19 protein-coding genes are annotated in these 21,057 nt (G+C 59.5%); 4 read left to right on the top strand and 15 right to left on the bottom strand.

The genetic code is table 11. The annotated features are described in order from the left end of the window. Positions 1-61 precede the first annotated feature (61 nt). Positions 62-865, bottom strand: coding sequence for a transporter substrate-binding domain-containing protein (locus ACZ47E_RS18245; RefSeq protein ID WP_004444612.1), 804 nt, complete (start codon positions 863-865; stop codon positions 62-64). A gap of 295 nt (positions 866-1,160) precedes the next feature. On the opposite strand from ACZ47E_RS18245, the gene ACZ47E_RS18240 reads away from it, so the two are divergent. Both ACZ47E_RS18240 and ACZ47E_RS18235 read left to right on the top strand, forming a co-directional pair. Beyond that, the gene (locus ACZ47E_RS18240; RefSeq protein WP_006700306.1) at positions 1,161-1,481 is read left to right on the top strand and encodes a hypothetical protein; all 321 of its coding nucleotides are present in this window, start codon (positions 1,161-1,163) and stop codon (positions 1,479-1,481) included. A gap of 172 nt (positions 1,482-1,653) precedes the next feature. Further along, the gene (locus ACZ47E_RS18235; RefSeq protein WP_035209565.1) at positions 1,654-2,676 is read left to right on the top strand and encodes a LacI family DNA-binding transcriptional regulator; all 1,023 of its coding nucleotides are present in this window, start codon (positions 1,654-1,656) and stop codon (positions 2,674-2,676) included. 214 nt (positions 2,677-2,890) lie between these two features. On the opposite strand, the gene ACZ47E_RS18230 is transcribed toward ACZ47E_RS18235, so the two are convergent. The 7 genes from ACZ47E_RS18230 to ACZ47E_RS18200 form a co-directional block, all read right to left on the bottom strand. Beyond that, positions 2,891-3,919, bottom strand: coding sequence for a trans-3-hydroxy-L-proline dehydratase (locus ACZ47E_RS18230; RefSeq protein ID WP_080823122.1), 1,029 nt, complete (start codon positions 3,917-3,919; stop codon positions 2,891-2,893). 10 nt (positions 3,920-3,929) lie between these two features. Further along, the gene (gene lhpI, locus ACZ47E_RS18225) at positions 3,930-5,624 is read right to left on the bottom strand and encodes a cis-3-hydroxy-L-proline dehydratase (protein WP_108081324.1); all 1,695 of its coding nucleotides are present in this window, start codon (positions 5,622-5,624) and stop codon (positions 3,930-3,932) included. A 111-nt stretch (positions 5,625-5,735) separates the two neighbouring features. Beyond that, positions 5,736-6,977, bottom strand: a complete 1,242-nt coding sequence (locus ACZ47E_RS18220) for an NAD(P)/FAD-dependent oxidoreductase (protein ID WP_112766415.1) — start codon at positions 6,975-6,977, stop codon at positions 5,736-5,738. Then, positions 6,977-7,699, bottom strand: coding sequence for an amino acid ABC transporter ATP-binding protein (locus tag ACZ47E_RS18215; RefSeq protein WP_004444624.1), 723 nt, complete (start codon positions 7,697-7,699; stop codon positions 6,977-6,979). The genes ACZ47E_RS18220 and ACZ47E_RS18215 overlap by 1 nt, the downstream gene beginning before the upstream one ends. Then, positions 7,692-8,345, bottom strand: coding sequence for an amino acid ABC transporter permease (locus ACZ47E_RS18210; RefSeq protein WP_006700301.1), 654 nt, complete (start codon positions 8,343-8,345; stop codon positions 7,692-7,694). Before ACZ47E_RS18210 ends, ACZ47E_RS18215 begins: the two co-directional genes overlap by 8 nt. Before the next feature lie 12 nt (positions 8,346-8,357). After that, positions 8,358-9,023 (bottom strand): amino acid ABC transporter permease, encoded by a 666-nt coding sequence (locus tag ACZ47E_RS18205; RefSeq protein WP_004444628.1) that lies wholly within the window; start codon positions 9,021-9,023, stop codon positions 8,358-8,360. Positions 9,024-9,092: 69 nt separating this feature from the next. Next, entirely contained in the window at positions 9,093-9,899 is an 807-nt protein-coding gene (locus ACZ47E_RS18200) for an ABC transporter substrate-binding protein (protein ID WP_004444630.1), read from the bottom strand. A 444-nt stretch (positions 9,900-10,343) separates the two neighbouring features. On the opposite strand from ACZ47E_RS18200, the gene ACZ47E_RS18195 reads away from it, so the two are divergent. Beyond that, on the top strand, positions 10,344-11,381 hold the full coding sequence (locus tag ACZ47E_RS18195; protein ID WP_037092545.1) for an Ldh family oxidoreductase: 1,038 nt from the start codon (positions 10,344-10,346) through the stop codon (positions 11,379-11,381). 287 nt (positions 11,382-11,668) lie between these two features. Here ACZ47E_RS18195 and ACZ47E_RS18190 read toward each other — a convergent pair whose 3' ends face one another. From ACZ47E_RS18190 to ftsZ, 3 genes are all read right to left on the bottom strand, one after another. Continuing rightward, entirely contained in the window at positions 11,669-12,634 is a 966-nt protein-coding gene (locus tag ACZ47E_RS18190; protein ID WP_108081321.1) for a dihydrodipicolinate synthase family protein, read from the bottom strand. Between the two features lie 109 nt (positions 12,635-12,743). Next, positions 12,744-13,442, bottom strand: coding sequence for a GntR family transcriptional regulator (locus ACZ47E_RS18185; protein WP_004444640.1), 699 nt, complete (start codon positions 13,440-13,442; stop codon positions 12,744-12,746). 241 nt (positions 13,443-13,683) lie between these two features. Beyond that, the gene (gene ftsZ, locus ACZ47E_RS18180) at positions 13,684-14,646 is read right to left on the bottom strand and encodes a cell division protein FtsZ (protein WP_004444641.1); all 963 of its coding nucleotides are present in this window, start codon (positions 14,644-14,646) and stop codon (positions 13,684-13,686) included. A gap of 479 nt (positions 14,647-15,125) precedes the next feature. Between ftsZ and ACZ47E_RS18175 the strand changes: the two genes are divergently transcribed. Next, positions 15,126-15,569: a response regulator gene (locus ACZ47E_RS18175; RefSeq protein WP_006700295.1), complete on the top strand. Its 444-nt coding sequence runs from the start codon at positions 15,126-15,128 to the stop codon at positions 15,567-15,569. A gap of 496 nt (positions 15,570-16,065) precedes the next feature. On the opposite strand, the gene ACZ47E_RS18170 is transcribed toward ACZ47E_RS18175, so the two are convergent. The 4 genes from ACZ47E_RS18170 to rbbA all read right to left on the bottom strand — a co-directional run bounded on the left by ACZ47E_RS18170 (position 16,066) and on the right by rbbA (position 21,054). Further along, positions 16,066-16,212, bottom strand: a complete 147-nt coding sequence (locus tag ACZ47E_RS18170; RefSeq protein WP_004444643.1) for a DUF1127 domain-containing protein — start codon at positions 16,210-16,212, stop codon at positions 16,066-16,068. Positions 16,213-16,429: 217 nt separating this feature from the next. Continuing rightward, on the bottom strand, positions 16,430-17,032 hold the full coding sequence (locus tag ACZ47E_RS18165) for an acyloxyacyl hydrolase (RefSeq protein ID WP_162699387.1): 603 nt from the start codon (positions 17,030-17,032) through the stop codon (positions 16,430-16,432). Between the two features lie 138 nt (positions 17,033-17,170). Continuing rightward, on the bottom strand, positions 17,171-18,289 hold the full coding sequence (locus tag ACZ47E_RS18160) for an ABC transporter permease (protein ID WP_077987562.1): 1,119 nt from the start codon (positions 18,287-18,289) through the stop codon (positions 17,171-17,173). Beyond that, on the bottom strand, positions 18,286-21,054 hold the full coding sequence (rbbA, locus tag ACZ47E_RS18155) for a ribosome-associated ATPase/putative transporter RbbA (RefSeq protein WP_464017109.1): 2,769 nt from the start codon (positions 21,052-21,054) through the stop codon (positions 18,286-18,288). Before rbbA ends, ACZ47E_RS18160 begins: the two co-directional genes overlap by 4 nt. Positions 21,055-21,057: the final 3 nt, after the last annotated feature.

Raw genomic sequence — 21,057 nt, 5'->3', positions numbered from 1 at the left:
ACTCCGTTGACATTTCCCGGCCCGCCGAACGTATTCCCGGCGGGCGCGTTGAAAGGCTCAATCAGAAGCTTGGCAATTGCGGCAGCGGGCGACCGGTCCACTTGACCGAGATGCGGTCGAGATCGCCGGACATCTTCATCAGGTAAATGGAGGTGTTCAGCCACTGGCGCAGCTCGAAATCCTCAAGCTTGGTCGCCATGGAATTGCCCTGCTGGAAGAAGGTGAATCCGACCTGGAGACCGGCTTCCGGGCGCTGCTTGATGATTGCTTCACCAACCGTGGACGGCAGGGCGACGGCATCCACCTGACCCGCAAGCAAAGCTTGGGCGCTGGTGGAATCGTCTTCGTAAACGACGATTTCGAGACCTTCGACGTTGGCCTTGCGCAGCGCGGTTTCCTGTGAGGAACCGCGGTTGACCGACACGCGCTTGCCCTTGAGGCTGTCGAGATTTTCGAATTTCTGGTCCTTGCCGGAGATGATATCCATATTGAAGGCGCTGTATGGCTGCGTGAACATCACAGTCTTGGCGCGTTCGCCGGTCGGCGCGAGCGTCGCAACGAGGAAATCGACCTTGCCGGTCTGAAGGGCCGGAATACGCGCTGGAGGCGTCAGCGGCACCAGTTCCACCGGCAGCGACAGGTAGGAACCGATGAGATTGGCGACATCGACGTCATAACCGGAAGGGTTTCCCTTTTCATCCACCATGCCCATCGGCGGCGCGCCCGTGAGGACACCGATCTTGACCTTGCCGCGCGCCGTGATCTCGCTGAGCGAGACGGCATGGGCGGACGTTGTGGCCGCAAGCGAAGCTGCGGCAACGCCAACAGCAACGGTCATGTTTTTCAGAAATCTGGATATGCTCATGGTTTCTCCTCCAACCCAAATAGTAGCTGCCCAATGCAGAACAGCGGCCTTCGCCAACCGAAAAATGTTCTCGATAACATTTCTAGGCGCTTGACTGAAAACTCCTCCCAAGAAACTGTGAAAACACAAAACCAGATGAATTTCTCATGAAATTCAATAGGTTATTATGATTGTCGATTTTCCTCTCTTCGACGCCGCTTCACGTTCTTGGCAGGATCAATAATGCATGTTATCGGTATCATTGCAAGTCCGATCTACAGAACTGTTTCGGTCGGCATTCATTTCGGGAGGAAACATGTACACACGCTCGGCAATTTTCGAAGGCAGGATTCACGCAGGCCGGGAGGAGGAGTTTTTTCGCATCGTCGAGGAAAAATTACTGCCTGTCTGGAAGCGCATGCCGAATGCGCAGGCGGTGCGAGTGATGCGTACGGAGCGCACGGACCCGGACGCGGCCCAGATCATCATGGTGCAGGAAATCGACTATCCGTCGATGGAGGCCGTGGAGGAAGCGCTGGTCTCGCCGGTCCGGCTGGAAGGCCGGGTACTGACGGATGAGATGATGAGCATGTGTGACGGGCGTTTCTACCATCTGGTCTATAGCCGCGTCGCATAAATCCGGTGCACGTCGCATTGATCTGCAATCATACGGCGTGCTTTCCCTTGGTATCTTCGTGTATGTCTTGTCGTGAACCGGTCTTCATTCAGCCGGATTGTAACTGGGGAGACATGCTTTGGTGGAGCGCACGCCTTTGGCCGCAGCGTTAGTCACGTCAAAAAAAGCAACCATGAGCGACGTCTCAAAACTTGCGGGCGTCTCCAAGATGACCGTCTCGCGGGTGCTGGCCGATCCCGCTCTGGTGTCCGAGGAGACGCGCCAGAGGGTGATGAAGGCCATTGAGAAGCTTGGTTATGTGCCTGACCGAATCGCCGGTTCGCTTTCTTCTCGCCGCACCAATTTCATCACCGCCATCCTGCCGACACTCACCAACTCAAACTTCGCCGACAGCGCTCAAGGCCTGGCCAATGCGCTACGCGCCGCCGATTACCAATTGCTGATCGGTTACACCATGTACGACCTGCAGGAAGAAGAGCGCGTCATCCGCACCATGATGGAGCGCCGTCCCGACGCGATTGTCGTCGCCGGCACGGTTCATACCAAGATGGCAAGCGAAGTGTTGATGCGCGCCGGTATCCCGATCGTTGAAATCTGGGACGTACCCGAACATCCGATCGACCACGCTGTCGGTTTCTCCAATTACGAAGTGGGAAGAACCGCCGCCAAACACCTGATATCGCTTGGATTCACGCGCATAGGCGCACTTGGCTCCCGAGCCGATGGCGACGTTAAGGACTGGCGCGGCGAAAGCCGCCTGCTCGGTTTCGGGGCGGCGCTGCGCGAAGCCGGCATCGCCGATGATCTCATCATCCGCGAGGGCAGCGCGCCGGTCTCATACGATCACGGCGCGAAAACGCTGGGCTCCCTGTTGGCCAAGGCGCCCGATGTCGAAGCCATCTTCGCCGTGTCGGATATTTCCGCCGTCGGTGCGCTTATGGAATGTCATCGCCGCGGCATTCATGTACCAGATCAGATTTCCATTCTCGGCTTCGGAGATTTCGATATCGGCCGGCAATGTTATCCCGCGATTTCGACTATCCGGGTCGATGCGCAGATGATCGGCCGCAAGGCCGGCGAACTGCTGCTTTCGATATTGGAGGCAGAAAAGGATGCCGCTGTTCCCGAGGGTGCGCGGGTGGATGTTGGCTTCGAGCTGATCGTGCGGGAGACGACGAAGCGGTTGGGTCGGTGAAGCTTTAGCCCTGTTGGAACGAGCGGGTACCGCTTCTTTCTTCTCCCCGCCGGGGAGAAGTCCGCGGCAGCGGGATGAGGGGGCAAGCTCTCCGTCTCTCGCGGATTTACCCCCTCATCCGACCCTTCGGGCCACCTTCTACCCGGCGGGGAGAAGAAATATGCCGCACCGCTGTGGCGTACTCACCATTCCACCCGAGTGACCTGTAACGCTCTTACCTCGCACCCCAGGTATCCGTCAGACGATACCCTTCCGGCCATGGATCCGACGGATCGAGCATGTGCTGGTGTATTCCGGTGATCCAGCCGCGGCCGGATATTTCCGGCAGGATGGCCGGTCGGTCGCCGACTGTTGTGGTTCCGAGGATACGGCCCGTGAAGGTAGAGCCGATCAGCGACACCGCCGTCAGCGTTTCCCCTTCCTTCATTTCGCCGCGTGCATGCAGCACGGCCATACGGGCCGAAAGCGCCGTGCCGGTGGGGGAGCGGTCCACCTTGCCCGGCTGGATGGCGACGGCCGCCCCTGCCCGCAGGCCTTCGGCCGTGCGTTCCACCTTGCCGGCGAACAGGCAGAAGGAAAAATGCCGCCAGTCCGGGTTTTCGGGATGATCGAAACCCAGCGCCTTGTTGGCGGCGTTGGTGATGCGCACGCCGAGGCGGGCAATCTCGTGCGCCTCTTCCGGTTTCAGGCTGAAACCCATTGCTTCGGCATCGACGATGACGAAACTGTCGCCGCCGTAGGCCGTATCCACTTTGAGCTTTCCAAGGCCTTCGACCTGGAGTTCGGCATCAAGCTTCGCGGCGAAGCTTGGCAGGTTCTGCACGAAAATACGCTCGGCCTTGCCGTTGCGGCATTCGGCACGCACCTTCACCAGCCCGCCGGGAGCTTCCAGCAGCATATGGGTTTCCGGCTCCTGCATCGGCACGATACCGCCATCGAGAAGGACGGTGGACACGCAGATGGAGTTAGACCCGGACATGGGCGGCGTATCCTCCGGCTCCATGATGATGAAGGCGGCATCCGCATCAGGATGTTTCGGCGGAACCAGCAGATTGACGTGGCGGAATACGCCGCCGCGCGGCTCATTCAGCACGAAGTTGCGCAGCGTCTCGTCACGGGCGATGAAACGGCTCTGTTCCCAGATCGTTTCGCCTGGTGGCGGCTTGACGCCACCGACAATCACATCCCCCACCTCGCCTTCCGCATGGGCGGAAATGACATGAACGGTCTTGATACTGCGCATTGAATTCTCCTCAGGAAAGCCAGGCGGGAAGACGGGAAGCGGCACGGCCGGTCAACGCGCTCTCGACGCAATCGGCAAGGCTGCCGAAGCGCACCGCGCGGCCGCTGAGGCCGGGTCCGTAATGGGCGTATTTGCCGGAATTGGTCATCAAGGCGCGCGTCTTCGTCGGGAAGACCGGCTCGGAAATTGAACACCAGCAGAGATCAGGCAGCACCTGTACGCCACAGTCCTTCAATTTCTGCAGCGTGCCGTCCTGCGCAGCTGCATCGATGACCTGCTGGCCGGCTGTGACGATGACGGCGACATCCGCACGGCGCCTGCGACCGTCGAAAACTGCCGCAAGGGCGCGGCACTCCTCCAGCGACGCGTGGGGACTACCGATGGCGACCAGTTGCACCTCCTCCGGTCCCTCGTTCAGCAGCGACCACCCGGCCGCCATATCGGCAAGCGAAATGCTGACCGTGTCGGCCGTTTCCAGAGGCGCAATGCCGGCTTCCGGCGTAACGCCCTCGATATGTAGCATGGGCGCTGCGGAGGTGGTGCCGAAGGCAGCGCAGAGCGCTTTCAAATCATCCCGCGATGGTTTCGCAGCCCCAAGTCCGCGCAGCAGCGGTATGCAATCGGGGGCCGCCTTGCCGGCGAGATAACCGACGAGCGGCCAGAACGCATCGTCTATCCCTTGCGGCAGCACCACGTCCACGATGCGCTGGGGCCGGCGATTTCCCTCCAGGTAAACACCCGAAAGCGGCGCCCTGCCCGTCATCGCGATACATAGATCGAGGAAATCGGGATGTTTGGCAGTGCGTGCACCAAGCACCGTATTGGCAAAAATTACCGCGTTCGATTCCGCCCAGGCAATCGATTCACCCGAGCCCGGCGCGCTGTCGAGCAGGTAAGGCGAACAGGTGAAGGTGGGCCGACAGCCCATGCGCACATAAGCATCCGCCAGTCTGGCCGCCGGATCGCCGAAATCATCCGGCACGCCCTGTGCCCGCCAGTTGGCCTTGTCCACCGAAATGGCGTTCATGGTCGTCGGCACCCGGACCCTGCCACCCATCTCAGCCATTTTTTCCGCGAAGGTGAGATTGGCGGGGCTGGCATAGATGCAGCCGTCAATATGGCCCTGTGTGACATTGACGAGCGCGGAAGCGCCCTGCTGGGCTGCCATGGCGACGATGATGCGCATGGCCTGGCGCACGGCGATGCCGTCGCGCCCTTCCAGCATCGCGCGGTCGTCACCCGTGAGATCGAGACGGGCAGTCGCGGGATGCGCTATGGCAAGCGAAAGGCCATCGGCCTCGATGCTGTTTTCATCGATGCGAACATGGGCCGCGCGGGAAAAGCGGGCAAAATTTTCGGGGTCGAGACGGACGACCGGCAGCGCCCGCTCGAACATTTCCGCCGCGACAAGTGCGCCCAAGGTCAGCACATCCTCCGCCTCGCAGAAAACGAGAGCGGATGGCGCCCGGCCCGTTAGAATAAGGTCGAGCAGAACGCCAGACCCGGTGCACGAGCCCCGGCTGGTCGGCATGAAGAGCACGCCGCCGGTTAGACTGACGCCGTGCAGCGGGTGATGCACGTCGATCACCCTGCCGGTGGCGGGATCGACACCGCCCCAGAAACTCAGCGCTTCCGTCGTGGCGATCACGGGGCCTTCGGCCGCACCGGTAAGAATGCTGCGGGCTTGCGGAACGGCAGAAGACATCGAAAATCTCCCTAAGGCATTTCCAGTAAAAGCGCGTCGCGCTTTGCGCCCCGGTAAATGCGTGAAAAAGTGCTAGAGAATTTTTGCGTTTCGGGGAAAAGCCGAAATCCTCTAGAAACGTTGCGGCGAAAAAGCGCTCGTGTCGATGGCGGGTTTTTGCCCCGTCAGAATGTCGGCGACGATGCGCGCCGTACCCGCAGATTGCGTCAGTCCCAGATGTCCGTGGCCAAAGGCGTAGACCACCCGCGCCGTGTGTCGCGCATGCCCAATGGCCGGCAGGCTGTCCGGCAGCGAGGGGCGAAAGCCCATCCACTGCTTGCCGCCTTCGGTTTTCAGGCCCGGCAGGAAGGCTTTCGCCTTGGCCAGCAGCGCTTCGGATCGGGCAAAATTGGCCGGAAGCTCCAGCCCGCCCAACTCGACCGCACCGCCGACGCGGATGCCGGAGGAAAGCCGGGTAACGACGAAACCATGGCCGCCGAAGGTCACCTGCGTCCGCAGATCGAATGCGCCTGAAGGCAGGGTTGTATTATAGCCCCGTTCCGTTTCCAGCGGAATTTTTTCCCCGAGCGAACGGGCAATGCGGTGCGAAAAGGCGCCTGCCGCCAGTACCACCCGGCCTGCCTTGCGCGTGCGGCCGTCATGGCTAATCACCTCGACCCCATCCTCCAACGGCCGGAGCGAGGCGATATCGAGGCATTCGATACGCCCGCCCATGGTGCGAAAATGGTCGGCCAGCGCCAGCGTGTAAAGCCTGGGATCGGCAATGGAATACCAGCCAGGCGTGAACGTGCCGCAGATGAAGCGCGGTGCGATGCCGGGCTGTATCTCGGCCATCTGCTCTGCGTTCAGATGCCGGAACTCGATACCGTGGCGCTCACGCGCCTTCCAGCCGCCGAGTGACGCTTCGAATTCCGCATCGCTTTCATAGACCTGGAGGTTGCCTTCCTTGCGCAGCATGGCAATGGTGTCGGTCTTTCTGAGGAACGGCTCCAGTTCGGCCCTGGAAAGGTCCATCAGTGCCGTCTGCGCTGCAGTTGAGTGCTCCACCTTCGAGGCGGCGCAGGCCCGCCAGAACCGGAACATCCAAGGCGCGATCGTCAGCGCATAGGCCGGCGGCACGCTGAGCGGCCCAAGCGGATCGAGCAGCCACTTCGGCGCCTTCCAGAGAATGCCGGGCGACGCGAGCGGCAGGATATCGGTGAAGGCGAAGGCGCCGGCGTTGCCGGCAGAAGCGCCCGCCGCCGGTCCCTCACGGTCGATCACCGTGACCGAAAGACCGCGGCCCTGCGCCGCGATTGCCGCCGAGAGGCCGACAACGCCGGCCCCGATGACGATGACATCATTTGCAGGCATTACCGAACGCTCGCCAGGAACTTCTGCGTCTCGGGATGCTGTGGTGCGCCGAACAACTGATCTGGCGTGCCGATCTCGGCCATCACGCCCTGATGGAAGAAGGCCACGCGGTTCGAGACGTCACGGGCGAAAGCCATTTCGTGCGTGACGCAGATCATCGTCATGCCCTCATCCGCCAGCATCTTCAGCGTGTCGAGCACCTCGCCGACCAGCATCGGATCAAGCGCCGAGGTAACTTCATCGAACAGCATGTATTCCGGCGACATCGCAAGTGCGCGGGCGATCGCCATGCGCTGCTGCTGGCCACCTGACATGCGGTTCGGATAGACCTTCAGCTTTTCGGCAAGGCCGACGTGGGTCAATTGCTTGACCGCAATTTCTTCGGCCTTCTCTTTCGAAATACCGAGCACCTTGCGCGGCGCCAGCATGACGTTTTCAAGCACCGTCAGATGCGGAAAGGCGTTCCACTGCTGGAAGACGATTCCGACCTTGCGGCGCAGCTTGTTGAGGTCGGTCGACTTTGCATGCACCTCGGTGCCATCGATGACGATCTTGCCGCTGTCGATCGGCTCGAGGCCGTTGATGCAGGTGAGCAGCGTCGACTTGCCGGAACCGGAGCCGCCGATGATGGTGACGACCTCGCCCTTGTTGACGGTGAGGTTGATCCCTTTCAGAACCTCCAGCGGGCCGAAGGATTTGCGGACGTTTTCGATCTCAATCATTGGGGGACCACCGTCTTTCGAGATACCCGCCAAAACGGGCGATGGGGAAGCTGATAAGGAAGTAGATGGCGCCGCAGATCATCAGGATGGTCAGCGGTTCCTGCAGGCGGGTCACGAGAATCTGCGAGGCACGCAGAAGCTCAATGAGCCCGAGCCAAAGGACGAGCGCTGAATCCTTCATGACACCCAGCGTCAGGCCGATCCAGGCAGGCAGCGAAACGCGCGTGGCAAGCGGCAGAACAATGTACCGCATGTCCTGCGACCAGGTCATACCGAGCGACCGGCAGGCGCGGCGGGTGTTCGAGGGCACCGCTTCGATGCCGCCACGCACGATTTCCGTGCAATAGGCCGCGGTATAAAGCGACAGAACCACGCAGGAGGTCGTAAAGGGTGGCCAGCCGAGCTTTGCTATCGACTGGAAGGCATTGCCGAGAACCAGCTGGATAAGCAGCGGCACGGAACGGAAGACATCCAGAACGAAGGTGAGCGGCAGGGCCCAGTAAGGCCCGAGCTGGAAGCGGAGGACGCCGAAGATGATCCCCATGATGGTGCCTGCCGTGACGGCGACGGCGGTGACGGCAAGCGTCATGCCGGCACCCTTGGCCAGGAAGGCGAGATCACTCCAGGTGAGAGCGGTTTCAAACATGGCTCACCTCTCTCAGTAACGGAACAGACGCGCGGCCAGCAATCTGGCGGCGAGCGTGACGATCTTGGCGATCACGTAATAGATGACCGCGGCGAGCGCGAAAAATTCGAAGGTGCGGAACGAACGTGCGTTCAAGGCCTGCGTGACACCGGCGAGATCCGTGTTCATGCCGACCGTGACGCCGAGCGAGGTCATGAGGATTGCCCAGACCATCTGGTTCGTGGCAGGCAGGAAAGCAACCCGCAGCATCTGCGGCAGGATGATCAGCCTGAAGGTCTGCATCGAGGTCATGCCGAGCGAGCGGCCCGAACGCGTCTGCGTATCCGGAATGGCCTTCAGCGCGCCACGGAAATTTTCCGCGAGATAACCGGCATTATTGAAGGCGATGCCAACCAGAAGCGCGGTATAGGGGCTCAGATGAATGCCGAAATTGCCGAGCCCGAAATGGGCCATGTAGATCTGGAACAGCGCCGGCGTATTGCGGGCTATTTCCACCCAGACCGAGGCGAAGGCGCCGAGGATACGGTTGCCCGAAAGCCGGAACAACGTCAGCACGATGGCGCAGGACACGCCGATGACCATCGACAGGATGGCGATCTGCAGCGTCACCACCGCACCGTCCAGAAGCTGCGGCAAAGCCTTCAGCGCCTGATTCCAGTGAAATGTGTAGTTGAACATAACCGTCTCACCTTTCAGAAACGATCGACGGCGCGATCATTCGACCGCGCCGTTTCCGAAAAGTCCTGATCAGCGATAAACGCCGTTGACGGTGAGCGAAGGCACTTCCCCGCCAACCCATTTTTTGTAGAGCTCGGCGTAGCGGCCGGTGCGAACCTGCTGATTGATGAAGAGGTTCAGGTAGTTGATGAAGCCGTATTCATCCCGGTTGGTGAAGAGCGCGACGTAATCGATGTCGTAAGGCGCCTTGCCGACCACCGAGATACCGGCGAACTTGCCGCTCTTGACGTTGGACTGCGCAACGGTCGACGTGGAAACGGTGGCATCGATCTGCCCCTGGCTCAGGGCAAGGAACACATCAGCCTGGGTCTGGTAAGGACGGAATTCGCCGACGCCCCACTCCTTGACCGACTTTTCAAGCGCAATGGCTTCGAACGTGCCGGCGGTTGCGCCGACCGTCTTGCCCTTCATGTCCTCGAAGGACTTGACGCCGGACTTGTCGTTGGCGGTAACGGCCATTTCGAAGGCAAAGTAAGGCACGGTCATGCCAACCGTTTTGGCGCGCTCCAGCGTATCGGAGGTCGAAGCGACACCGACGTCGACGCGGCCGGACATCAGTGCCGGAATACGCTCGGGGAACGGCGTCTCGACGATTTCAGCCGTAACGCCGAGCGCCTTGGCGAGGTCGTTGCAATAATCGACATCGAAACCGATAGGATTGTTGGCGTCATCACGCGCGCCCATGGGCGGGAAGTCGAGCACAACCGCGCAACGCAGCGTGCCAGACGAGATGATGTCGTCAAGCTTGTCGGCCTTGGCCGGGGTGATAGCGGAAGTGGCGGCCAGCAGGCCGGCGAAAATGACCGATTTTTTCATTCTTGATTTGCTCCCAGAATTGGTCTGCCCTTGAAGGCGCGGTCACTATTTCCCCGTGGGGCTGAGAAATCAATAGAAAAATACAATGAGTATACAAAAAGAATTTTTTGCATCTGCGAACTGATGAGGTGTCGCGGATGATTACGCGAGCCGGCGCGGGGGAGCGAACAAGGTGGGCGAAACATTCAGCCTCCTTCATGCCGTTGCTTGTCACAGGAATCTAGCCAGCCCAAATCTTTGGGCCGAGAGAGGCTTTCCGATGCGCAGACGCGCGTCGACTGCAATCCTGTGACAAGCACAGGAATGAGGGCTTGAGGTATCTTCGTGTTTGAGACGGTGGCCTTCTGCTGTGACTGAGCTTCATCGAAAAGACACGTTGCAATACTCACACCTTTGTATACTTTATGTATTCAAAATGTGCGAGCCCGACATCGGAGGATAATGATGAGCGACACCACCACCTTGACCATTGAAGAGCTTTCGACGCGGGTCGAGGCGATTTTCAGCAAGGCGGGCCTCAATAAGGTGCAGTCGGGCGCATTGGCACGCGTCATCACCGCCGGTGAGCGCGATGCCTGCAAATCGCACGGCATTTACCGTATCGAAGGCGCCCTCCGCACCGTCAAGGCCGGCAAGGTGAATCCGGATGCGATACCTGAAGTGGCCGAAGACGACGGCTCGGCCGTCGTCAAGGTCAATGCGCATGGCGGCTTTGCCAACCCCGCCTTCGAACTTGGTCTGCCGGTTCTGGTGGAGCGGGCGAGACGCTCGGGCATCGCAGCACTCGTCGTCAATGACTGCACGCATTTCTCGGCGCTCTGGCCGGAAGTCGAAGGGCTGACCGAAAACGGTCTCGCCGGGCTGGTCATGTGCCCGAGCTATTCCACCGTCGCGCCCACCGGCGGAACCAAGCCTCTGCTTGGTACCAACCCCTTCGCCTTCGGTTGGCCGCGCAAGGACACCTCCCCTTATGTCTTCGATTTCGCGACGTCGGTTGCGGCCCGCGGTGAAATCGAACTACACCGGCGGGCCGGAAAGCCCCTGCCGGAAGGCTGGGCTCTGGACGCCGACGGCAAGCCGACGACCGACCCAGAGGCGGCCCTTGCCGGTTCCATGCTGCCATTTGGCGGCCACAAGGGATCGGCCATCGGCACCATGATCGAGCTTCTCGCCGGCATCATGATCGGCGATCTCACTAGCCCCGAAGCGCTCGAATTTCTCGGCACCACCACGCTTGCCCCCACCCATGGCGAATTGATCGTCGCTTTTTCACCTGAAGCCTTTGCCAAGGGCCGCCCCGGCGACCCCTTCCAGCGCGCGGAAGTGCTGTTCGACGCCATTATCGGCCAGGGCGCCCGCCTGCCCTCGGGCCGCCGCTTCACTGCCCGCGCTAAATCCGAAAGCGAAGGCATTACGCTTACCGCCGCCGAAATGGCCGGGCTCGACCGGCTGCTGGAAAAGGGGCTGGACGCGGTTTCCTGACCATTTGGATGGGGAAATGGAAAAAAGGCCCGCAATTGCGGGCCTTCATAACGACAACGTCACCCAGCGTTTTTTTGCGACTGCATAGCATCCCCGCCCTGTCAGCCCGGACTAGATCCGGGGTCCAACGCGATCAAGTCCTTGACCGCGGAAGAGACCTTTCATGACGCAGACGCGCCCCGGCTGGATGCCGGATCTAGTCCGGCATGACGGAGGAGAGACATCAAACCTCATCGCATGCAAAAAAGGCCCGCAGTTGCGGGCCTTTTTTTCACAGCAGCAATATCTCAGGCGGCCTTGCAGGCCTGCACTGCGCCCGGCAGCTTGCTCCAGTCGGCGTACCAGCTCTTGAACAGCTTGAACTGTGCTTCGACATAACCCCGCTGGCTGTCCGTCAGTGCATCTGTTTCGTTGAAGTGCAGCGTGTATTCCTTGTCGCCCTTCAGCACCATCATGTGCTTGAAATAGAGAACCAGATCCGGGCCCTCGTCGAAGGACGAAAGAACGGCCAGCGCCTGTTCCAGTTCCAAGGCGCGTGCGCGGGCATCGGCGTCACCCTTGGCGGCAGCCTGCGACAGCTTGCAGAGGTGGATGACTTCCTTCGGCAGCACGTTGCCAATGCCGGTGATGGCGCCGGTTGCGCCGCAATTGACGAAGCCGTGGAAGACAGCGGTGTCGACACCGATCATCAGCGTGACTTCATCGTCACGGCTGGTGATGTTTTCAGCCGCATAACGCATATCCGCCGGGCCGCCGAATTCCTTGAAACCAACGAGGTTCTTGTGCTCGGCGCGCAGCGCGAAGAAGAGATCGGCGCGGGTCGCAAAACCATAATAGGGGCTGTTATAGATGACGGCAGGGATTTCCGGTGCAGCCGAGAGGATTGCCTTGAAGTGAGCCTTCTGGGCGGCGATGACCGAACCGCGCGACAGAACGCGGGGAATGACCATCAGGCCCTTGGCGCCAACCTTCTGGGCGTGGGCGGCATGGGCAACGGCAGACGCCGTGTTGACCGCTCCGGTGCCGACGATGACGGGAACACCGGCCTTCACCAGACGCTCCACGCCTTCCATGCGCTGCTCGTCCGTCAGGAGCGGCCAGTCGCCCATGGAGCCGCAATAGACCACGGCGGACATGCCATCGGCGATCAGTTCCTTGCCCTTGCGAACAAGCGCATCGAAATCGGGGGTGCGATCATCCTTACAGGGGGTCATCAAGGCGGGAATCACGCCGGAAAAAATGCTGGCCGTCATTACTAGCTCCTAAGGGACATGTTTTTCGGGAATGGACGCACGTCCGCGCCACCCTTTCGAGAGGGACATTACTATCTTGTATTTTATTTGTCGACAAGAAATCGACAAGCTACAGATTTATTTCCAGCCGTTCGTTTCGCACCAGCAGTTTCTGCACCTGCCGAACGATCTGTTCAGCGTGCTCCCGCGCCAGTCTTTCGGAAAGAGCGATATCGCGTGCGGCAATCGCCTCGATCATCTCTTCATGATCATCGACAAAGCGCTTCGGCAGACGATCGTCATAGGACTGGTAATAAAGCCTGAGAATGCGCCGCCCCTCGTCCAGCAGCCGCTTGAACAGGCTGGTGAAATAGGGGTTGCGCCCGGCCTCCGCGATGGAAAGATGAAGGGCGGCGTTGGTGGAAATCATCGCCAGCGCATCCTGCTCCTCCACCGCAACGGCGAATTCCGCATTATGGGCGCGAATGCCAGCCAGATCTTCCGGACGGTGATATTGCGCGGCAAGCTGGGTCGTTACCCGGTACATCAAGACCAGCGCATCGAAATAGGTGTGCATGTTGAGGAAATCGATGTTCGACACCATGGTAGAGCGGTTCGGCAGCGTATCGATCAGCCCCTCGCCCGAAAGCCGTACCAGCGCCTCACGGATCGGCGTTCGCGACATCTTGAACCGTTCGGCAAGCTGCACTTCATCGATGGGACTGCCGGGTGGCAGGACGAGATCAAGAATCTCGTCGCGCAGCAGATCGTAGACCATCTTCACACCGGAGCCGCGCTTGCGCTCGGCAGAAGCAATTATATCCGTCATAATCAAATCCTTCTTGTCGACATAAAGAGTACTATTATATTTTTTCGTTATCAACGACGTGTCACCGGGTCGCTGGCTTGCATGACGGAATAATTGTTCAAAAACAACAAAAAGCCGTCGCGAAAATTGCCCGCGACGGCTTTCGATCGTTCGGTTTGTGGCGCAGACGTCTTCATCGCGCTTTCACGGCCGAAGCGGCGGATAGCGGCTTCCAGCGACGACGCGACGCCTTAGTCGGAGATCAGTTCCGCAGGCCGGTGGCCACGACGGAAATCTTGAAAGCACCGTCCAGCGTTGGGTCGAACGAAGCGCCCATCACCACATCGGTTTCCTCGCTGACAGCCTCACGTACCAGCGTCATCGCTTCATCAATCTCGTAAAGCGTCAGGTCGTTGCCGCCGGAAATGGAGACCAGCGCGCCACGGGCTTCCTTCAGCGAGGGCTCGCCGAGCAGCGGATTGGCAATGGCCGCTGCCGCTGCTTCCGAAGCACGCTTTTCGCCCTTGGCCTGTGCGGTGCCCATGAGCGCCCGGCCGCCATTCTTCATGACGTATCGCACATCGGCGAAATCGAGATTGACCAGACCTTCACGCAAAATGAGATCGGTGATGCAGCGCACGCCGAGCGACAGTACCTTGTCGGCGGTTTTGAGCGCATTTTCGAAGGTGGTGCCGGCATCGGCAATGCGCAGCAGGTTCTGGTTGGGAATGACGATGACGGTATCGGCCGTGTTGAGCAGATTGGCAAAACCGTACTCAGCAGCCCGCATGCGGCGCACGCCCTCAAAGCTGAAAGGAAGCGTGACGACACCAACTGTGAGAATGTTCTTTGCACGGCAGGCTTCGGCAATAACGGGTGCCGCACCCGTCCCGGTGCCGCCGCCCATGCCGGCGGTGATGAAACACATATCATAGCCGCTCAGGTGATCCATGATCTCGTCGAGGGAATCGATCGCAGCCTGCCGGCCGACCTCGGGATCAGCACCCGCTCCAAGCCCGCCCGTCAGTTCTGAACTGAGCTGCACGAGCCGTGGCGCATTGGTCTTCTTCAGCGCCTGCGCATCCGTATTGGCCGCGATGAAATCGACGCCGCCAATACCCTCGGCAATCATGTTGTTGATCGCGTTTCCGCCACCGCCACCAACTCCGACGACGGCGATGTTGGGAGTGTTGCGGGCAATGGTGGCGCGCGGAGACTGTGTCATCGTCTAATTCTCTTTCCAAATTCATAGGGTCCCGCGCCGGTTTTGACCGCGGCACGCGATTGATCGGTGGCGTTCCCGCTCTTCCTTCCTGGCGCGCGAAGGAGGCCGTAACGTCTTGAATTTCCATGTAAGCCTTAAGGACCGATTGCGGCCAAAAGACTGGTGCTCCAGTGGCGAGAGATGCGCTACGGCGACGTTCCTCCACCCTTCCCCCGGATGAAAACCAAACCGAATCAACTGCTTCGCTATCAAGAGGTGATAGCCCAAAAGGCACGTTGTTTACACTCCATTCACTATGTTTATCTCACTTTGGAACGAGTTGGCCCGCCGGGTGTTTGCTTGCCGACCGTGCTGAGGCGGCGGGTGATGAGATCAAACAGTCCCGACGCTCCAGATATTGTCGAAGCACCAGACGACCCCAAACCGCGGCGTATTTTTTCAGTTCGGTGCTTGGTAGCGTACTCAATGGAGGCAGGCATATGTTGGCAGACGTTTTGCAGAGTGAACCCGGCTTCCGCATGGAGCAGCCGCGGGTACTGATCGTGGAAGACGAGTTCCTCATCGCCATGGACATAGAGGATTCCATTCTTCAGGCGGATGAAGAGGCAGACGTCATCGGCATCGCCAACAAGCTGGATGATGCCGTGGCACTTGGCCGCCGCGCCGATATTGCATTTGTCGACGTCAATCTTGCCGATGGACAAACCGGGCCGGAAATCGGGCGACGGCTTTCCGAAGAGCACGGTGTGGTGGTCATCTTCATGACCGCAAACCCCGAGGTCGTGGTTAATCTCGGCATCGGCGCCGGCGTCATCGCCAAGCCCGTTCCGCAGGATGCAGTCGAACAATGCCTCACTTATGCACTCGCCAGACGCGCAGGCACCCGTGCCGTGACGCCCATCGGCATGATGGCATTCGACTGAGATATACCAACAAGGAAAACGGTCAAAAACAAAAAAGCCTGCCGCGGGAGGAGGTGCGGCAGGCTTTCTGAAAAGATGAACAGCGATATGGGAGGAGGAAAACCGCTGTCCCCGGCGCAATCCTTTGGGAGGAGGAGTAGGATCACCCGCTTTACGAACAGGATGTGGGAGGAGGTACATCCGTTTCGATGAGAGGAACATACCATTTCCCTGCGCATTTGACAGGCACAAGGTTGCAGCACAGATATGCGCTGAGCGCATGGCGTCCGTCACGAAGGAAGATACCGGGCACCCACCCGCTTATCGCGGACCCGGCCTTTACCGATTTCCCAACCTGCACGGAACCTCGACAGCAATCGAGAAGAATGCGGCACATCCGGTGAGAGCGCCGCCTCGCTGTCAGACACCCCAAATGAAGTGCCTTCATTTTCAAACCAAACAAAAACGCCCGCAAAGCGGGCGTTGAAGCATTCAGAATGTGGCGGTATCGCCCTATTTACTTGCCAACAGCGGCGCGAGCGACACTGGTGATCTGGCTGCGATCGATACCGAGATCGTGCAGTTCACGGGTGCTCATGCGGCCGAGTTCGGTGATGGTCTGACGATATTTGCGCCAATTGTTGAAGCTGCGTGCTACGTTCATGACATTACCCTTTCTGAGGTTTAGGTGACGTCAGTAACGTTTTCGTTCCGGCGTCCTTCGATGACCTCTATATGCGCTTTCCAATGGGGAATTAACAGGCAGAATAAGGCAATCCACCCATGCGTCAGACGCAAGGGTTGCCGGCGCCGGTTTGCGTTGAAACAGAAACGTGGCTGAAATTCAGACAGTTCACAGGACCTTATAACGTCGCGGCGGCTCAGAACTTGTAGCGGACTCCGAACACGTTGGCGTTTGTGGCGCCCTTCATGTTGCCAAGTGTTTTGCCGCCACCGGAACGGTGGTGGAGGCGCCAGAAGAATTCCGTCGAGGAACCCTCGCTGAAAGACACGTTGATTTCCGGCCCCAGATAAAAAAGGACATTGGCGTTGCCGTCGTCCTTGATTTCCTGTTCGCGCTCGCGGCCGGGCTGCGCATCCGTAACAAGGCTGAGCCCTGCTGTAAAACTTGGGGTGATGAACAGTCGCTCTCCAAGCCTGATCTGTTCATAACGCGCGACCGGGCCCGCCCACACCTCGCCGGTGAAGCCCTTGCCGAACCTGACGGCCATGCCGACCTCACCGCCCAGTTTTATATTGCCGATACGGTAAGGATAGAACTGATAGCCGCCGCCGATGACAGCGTTTCTTTCATAGTCCACGGGAATAAGCGCCGCGCTTTTCAGCATGTCTTCTTTTGTCATGGCGCCAGCGAAGCCGAATATCGCCTCACTCGTCTCAGAGGTCATATCCTCCGACGCGAAAGATGATGTGGTAGCCAGTGCGACCATGGCTGCCGTCGACAGACGTGCTGCAATATTCATCGTGCTACTCCTGAACAAAGCCCGCTTTACCCAGCCGTCCTCATAGGCATAATCGCGCAAGGCGAACATACCGTTACCGAACACAATTAATTCAACTTACGTGGAATCGGCTGAAACATGCGCGTGATCCCGATGCTGTCAGCGCAGGAAACGCCTGAACCGGCGAAGCGCAAAAACGAAAAGAGCCGAGCCGATGGCCAGCAGCGCCAGCAGTTGCGGCCAGACCACATCCAGCCCCGCCCCTCTGAAAAGCACCGATTGCGCCAGGATGATGAAATGGGTGTTTGGCGCAAGAAGCATGATGTACTGGATGATATCAGGCATGCTTTCGCGAGGCGTCATGGCGCCGGACAGCACCTGCAACGGCAACAAAAACAGGATCAGCAACATGCCGAATTGCGGCATGGACCCGGCGACTGTCGCGAGAAAAATTCCCATGGAAGTCATGGCGAAGAGTTGCAATGCCGTTCCGAGCAGGAAAAGAGAAAGCGAGCCTTCGATGGGAATGGCAAGCAGGCCCCTCACCACCACGAACAGCGAAAATGCAGAGGCCACCAGCACGACCAGCCCCATGGACCACACCTTGCTGAGCATGATTTCCAGAGGCGTCACTGGCATGACCAGCAGATGCTCGACCGTTCCGTGTTCTCGCTCGCGAATGAGCGCCGCGCCCGTCAGCACGATGGATAGCATGGTAATGGCGGTGATGATGTTGTTGATCGAGCCGAACCAGGACTTGTCCAGTTCCGGATTGAAGCGGGAACGTAGCGTGAGGTCAACCGGCACCGAGGTCGCGCCGCGATAGCGGTCGACATACTCCTGTACTTCGCTCGTCACGATGCTCTGCACGTAACCACCACCGCTGAAAGCCTGGCTCATGCGGGTGGCGTCGATATTGAGCTGGATGGCCGGCTGCTGTCCGGCCATCAGCCGGCGCTGGAAATCCGGTGGAATGTTGAGCGCGAAGGTATCGAGGCCCGCATCCATGCGCTTGTCCATTTCAGCGATGGAAATCTGCTTCGGCGGGGAGAAATAGGGCGGATAAAACGCCGTGCTGATGCGGCTGGAAAGCGGCGACTGATCCTCATCGACAATGGCGATGGCCGCGTTGTTCAGCGTCTCCGGCAGCGCGCTGGAACCGGTATAGATCTGCAGCGTGAAGGCATAGACGATAAGCAGCATCAGCATTCCGTCTCGCGCGAGACCGCGCAGTTCCTTTATGCCGAGCTGGAAGATGTTGGACGAAAAAAGCCTCATGACGCCTGCTTTCTCAAAAGTGCAGCGCCGGCAATGAGGAGCAGTGGAATGGCAATGAGAAGCGGTAGAAACGAGCCGGAAAGTCCGGCGAAATCCAGGCCCTTGGAGAAAGTTCCGCGTGAAATGGTCATGAAATAGGTGGCAGGATAGACGTTGCCGATAAAGGCGCCCGCCCCTTGCAGCGACGAGACGGGATCGATCATGCCCGAATATTGCGTCGCCGGAATGAGCGTCAGAAGAGCCGTGCCGAAGATTGCCGCAATCTGGCTCTTCATGAAGGAAGACATGAGGAGGCCGATGGATGTGGCGATGATGACATAGAGCAGCGCGCCCGTCGCATAAGCGAGATAACTTCCGGTGAACGGCACCTGAAAGATGAAGACCGCAAATGCCGTCAGAAGCACGAAATTGAGCATGCCAAGGGCGACATAGGGAAGCTGCTTGCCGATCAGGAATTCCAGCCGCGTGGTCGGCGTCACGTATAGATTGACGATCGAACCGAGCTCTTTTTCCCTGACGACGCTGAGGGCCGCCAGCATTGCGGGGATGAGCATGAGAAGCAGCGGAATGACCGCCGGCACCATGGCGACAAGGCTCTTGACGTCGGGATTGTAACGATAGCGCGTTTCGATGCTGAAGCCGCTTTGCGTGGCCGCGCTGCCGTAAATCTCGGCGGCCTTCCGCGCCAGCCATGTCTGATGCATGCCCTGCACGTAACCGCGAACGGTCTCCGCCCGCTGCGGCATGGCGCCGTCTATCCAGGCCCCTACCTCCACAGTCTTGCCGCGCAAGACATCGCGGCCAAAGCCAGGAGGAATTTCTATGGCAAGGCTCAGTTCGCCATCACGCATGCGCCGGTCCATATCGGCATAGTCCCGGATAGGTTCCTTCTCGATGAAATAACGGGAGCCGGCAATGTCGAGCACGTAATCGCGGCTGATAGTGGAATCGTCGCGATCCAGCACCGCGAAAGTCAGGTCCTCGACATCGAGATTGATGCCGTATCCGATGACGAACATCAGGATGACGCTGCCGAGCACGGCCAGCGTGCCGCGAATGGGATCGCGCTGCAGTTCCAGTGCCTCGCGGCGCGTATAGCTGAACATGCGCCTGAAATCGAAAAATCTCTTGCGGGAGGGCGCCGCATGTTGCGTCACCGGCACGTCCGCTGCTGCCACAGATGCTGTCGCAGGCGCGTCCCTCGTAACCCCGGAAGCATCTTCCAGATAGGCGACGAAAGCCTCTTCAAGTGTTGCGGCATTACGGCTCCTGGTGATCGCATCGGGCGTATCGCTGATCAACACCTTGCCGGCATGCATCAGCGAAATCCGGTCGCAGCGCTCCGCCTCGTTCATGAAATGGGTGGAGATGAAGATGGTGACATTATCGTTGCGCGAGAGATCGGCGAGGATTTGCCAGAAGCCGTCACGCGCCACCGGGTCGACACCAGAGGTCGGCTCATCTAGGATGAGAATATCGGGCGAATGGATCATCGCCACCGCCAGCGACAGCCTCTGCCGGATGCCAAGCGGCAGGTCGTCTGGCAGCGTGTCCATGACCGCGCCAAGATCGAAACGCTCCGCCATTTCGGCGATACGCGGTTGAATTGCCTCTTCAGGCAGCTTGAACAGGCGGGCGTGCAGATCAAGGTTCTGCCGCACCGTCAGTTCGGAATAGAGCGAGAAGGCCTGGCTCATGTAACCGACGCGGTGGCGGATCGCCATGTCGCTCGCATCCACCTTGTGTCCGAAGAGCTTCGCCTCTCCTTCGCTGGCGGCCAGAAGGCCCGTCAGCATCTTCATGGTGGTGGATTTTCCGCAGCCATTGGAGCCGAGAAAGCCAAAAATCTCGCCGCGAGGAATCTTGAAGCTGACATTGTCGACGGCGGTGAAATCGCCGAAACGCATGCTAAGGTGCGATGCCTCGATGGCATAATCACCCTCAGCGGTCGGCTTTCGTGGCGCGATATGGACTTCGTGGTAATCCTTGCGCTTTTCTTCGGGAAGAAGCGCGATGAAGGCGGCGTCGAGATTGGGTGCCGCGGTGCGGTCGAGAAGTTCGGCGGGCGAGCCGGTGGCAAGAATCTTGCCGCCATCCATGGCAACCAGCCAGTCGAAACCGGCGGCCTCCTCCATATAGGCCGTTGCGACGATGACGCTCATGCCCGGACGCCCGGCACGGATAGAGTCGATCAGTTCCCAGAACTGCCGCCGCGATAAAGGATCAACGCCTGTCGTCGGCTCGTCCAGGATCAGCAGGTCCGGGTCGTGGATGAGCGCGCAGCAGAGCCCCAGCTTCTGTTTCATGCCGCCGGAGAGCTTCATCGCGGGACGATCGGCAAAAGGTTCGAGGCCGGTACTCTTGAGCAATTCGGCGATACGCGCCTGCCGTTCCCTTCCGTCCTGTCCGAACAGCCGGCCAAAAAAGTCGATGTTTTCAAAGACCGACAGGGTGGGATAGAGGTTCTTGCCAAGGCCCTGCGGCATATAGGCGATACGCGGGCAGGTATCCTCGCGGTGGCGCGGATCGGACATGTCGCCACCCAGAACCTCCACCTTGCCCTTCTGGATGGCGCGTGCGCCCGAAACCAGCGACAACAGGCTCGATTTGCCGACGCCGTCAGGCCCGATGAGCCCTATCATCAGCCCGGCGGGTATCTCGACCGATATGTCGTCCAGCGCAACCGTGCTTCCGAAGGTCAACCGCACATCGGTCAATTGCGCAACGGGTGCGTTTCTGTCATTCGTTTCGGGAGGCGCGACCATAGC

It is taken from the genome of Agrobacterium sp. 5Ca39 (assembly GCF_055382365.1).
Note: the sequence above shows the minus strand (reverse complement) of the source record. Positions and strands in the feature narration are given on the sequence as shown.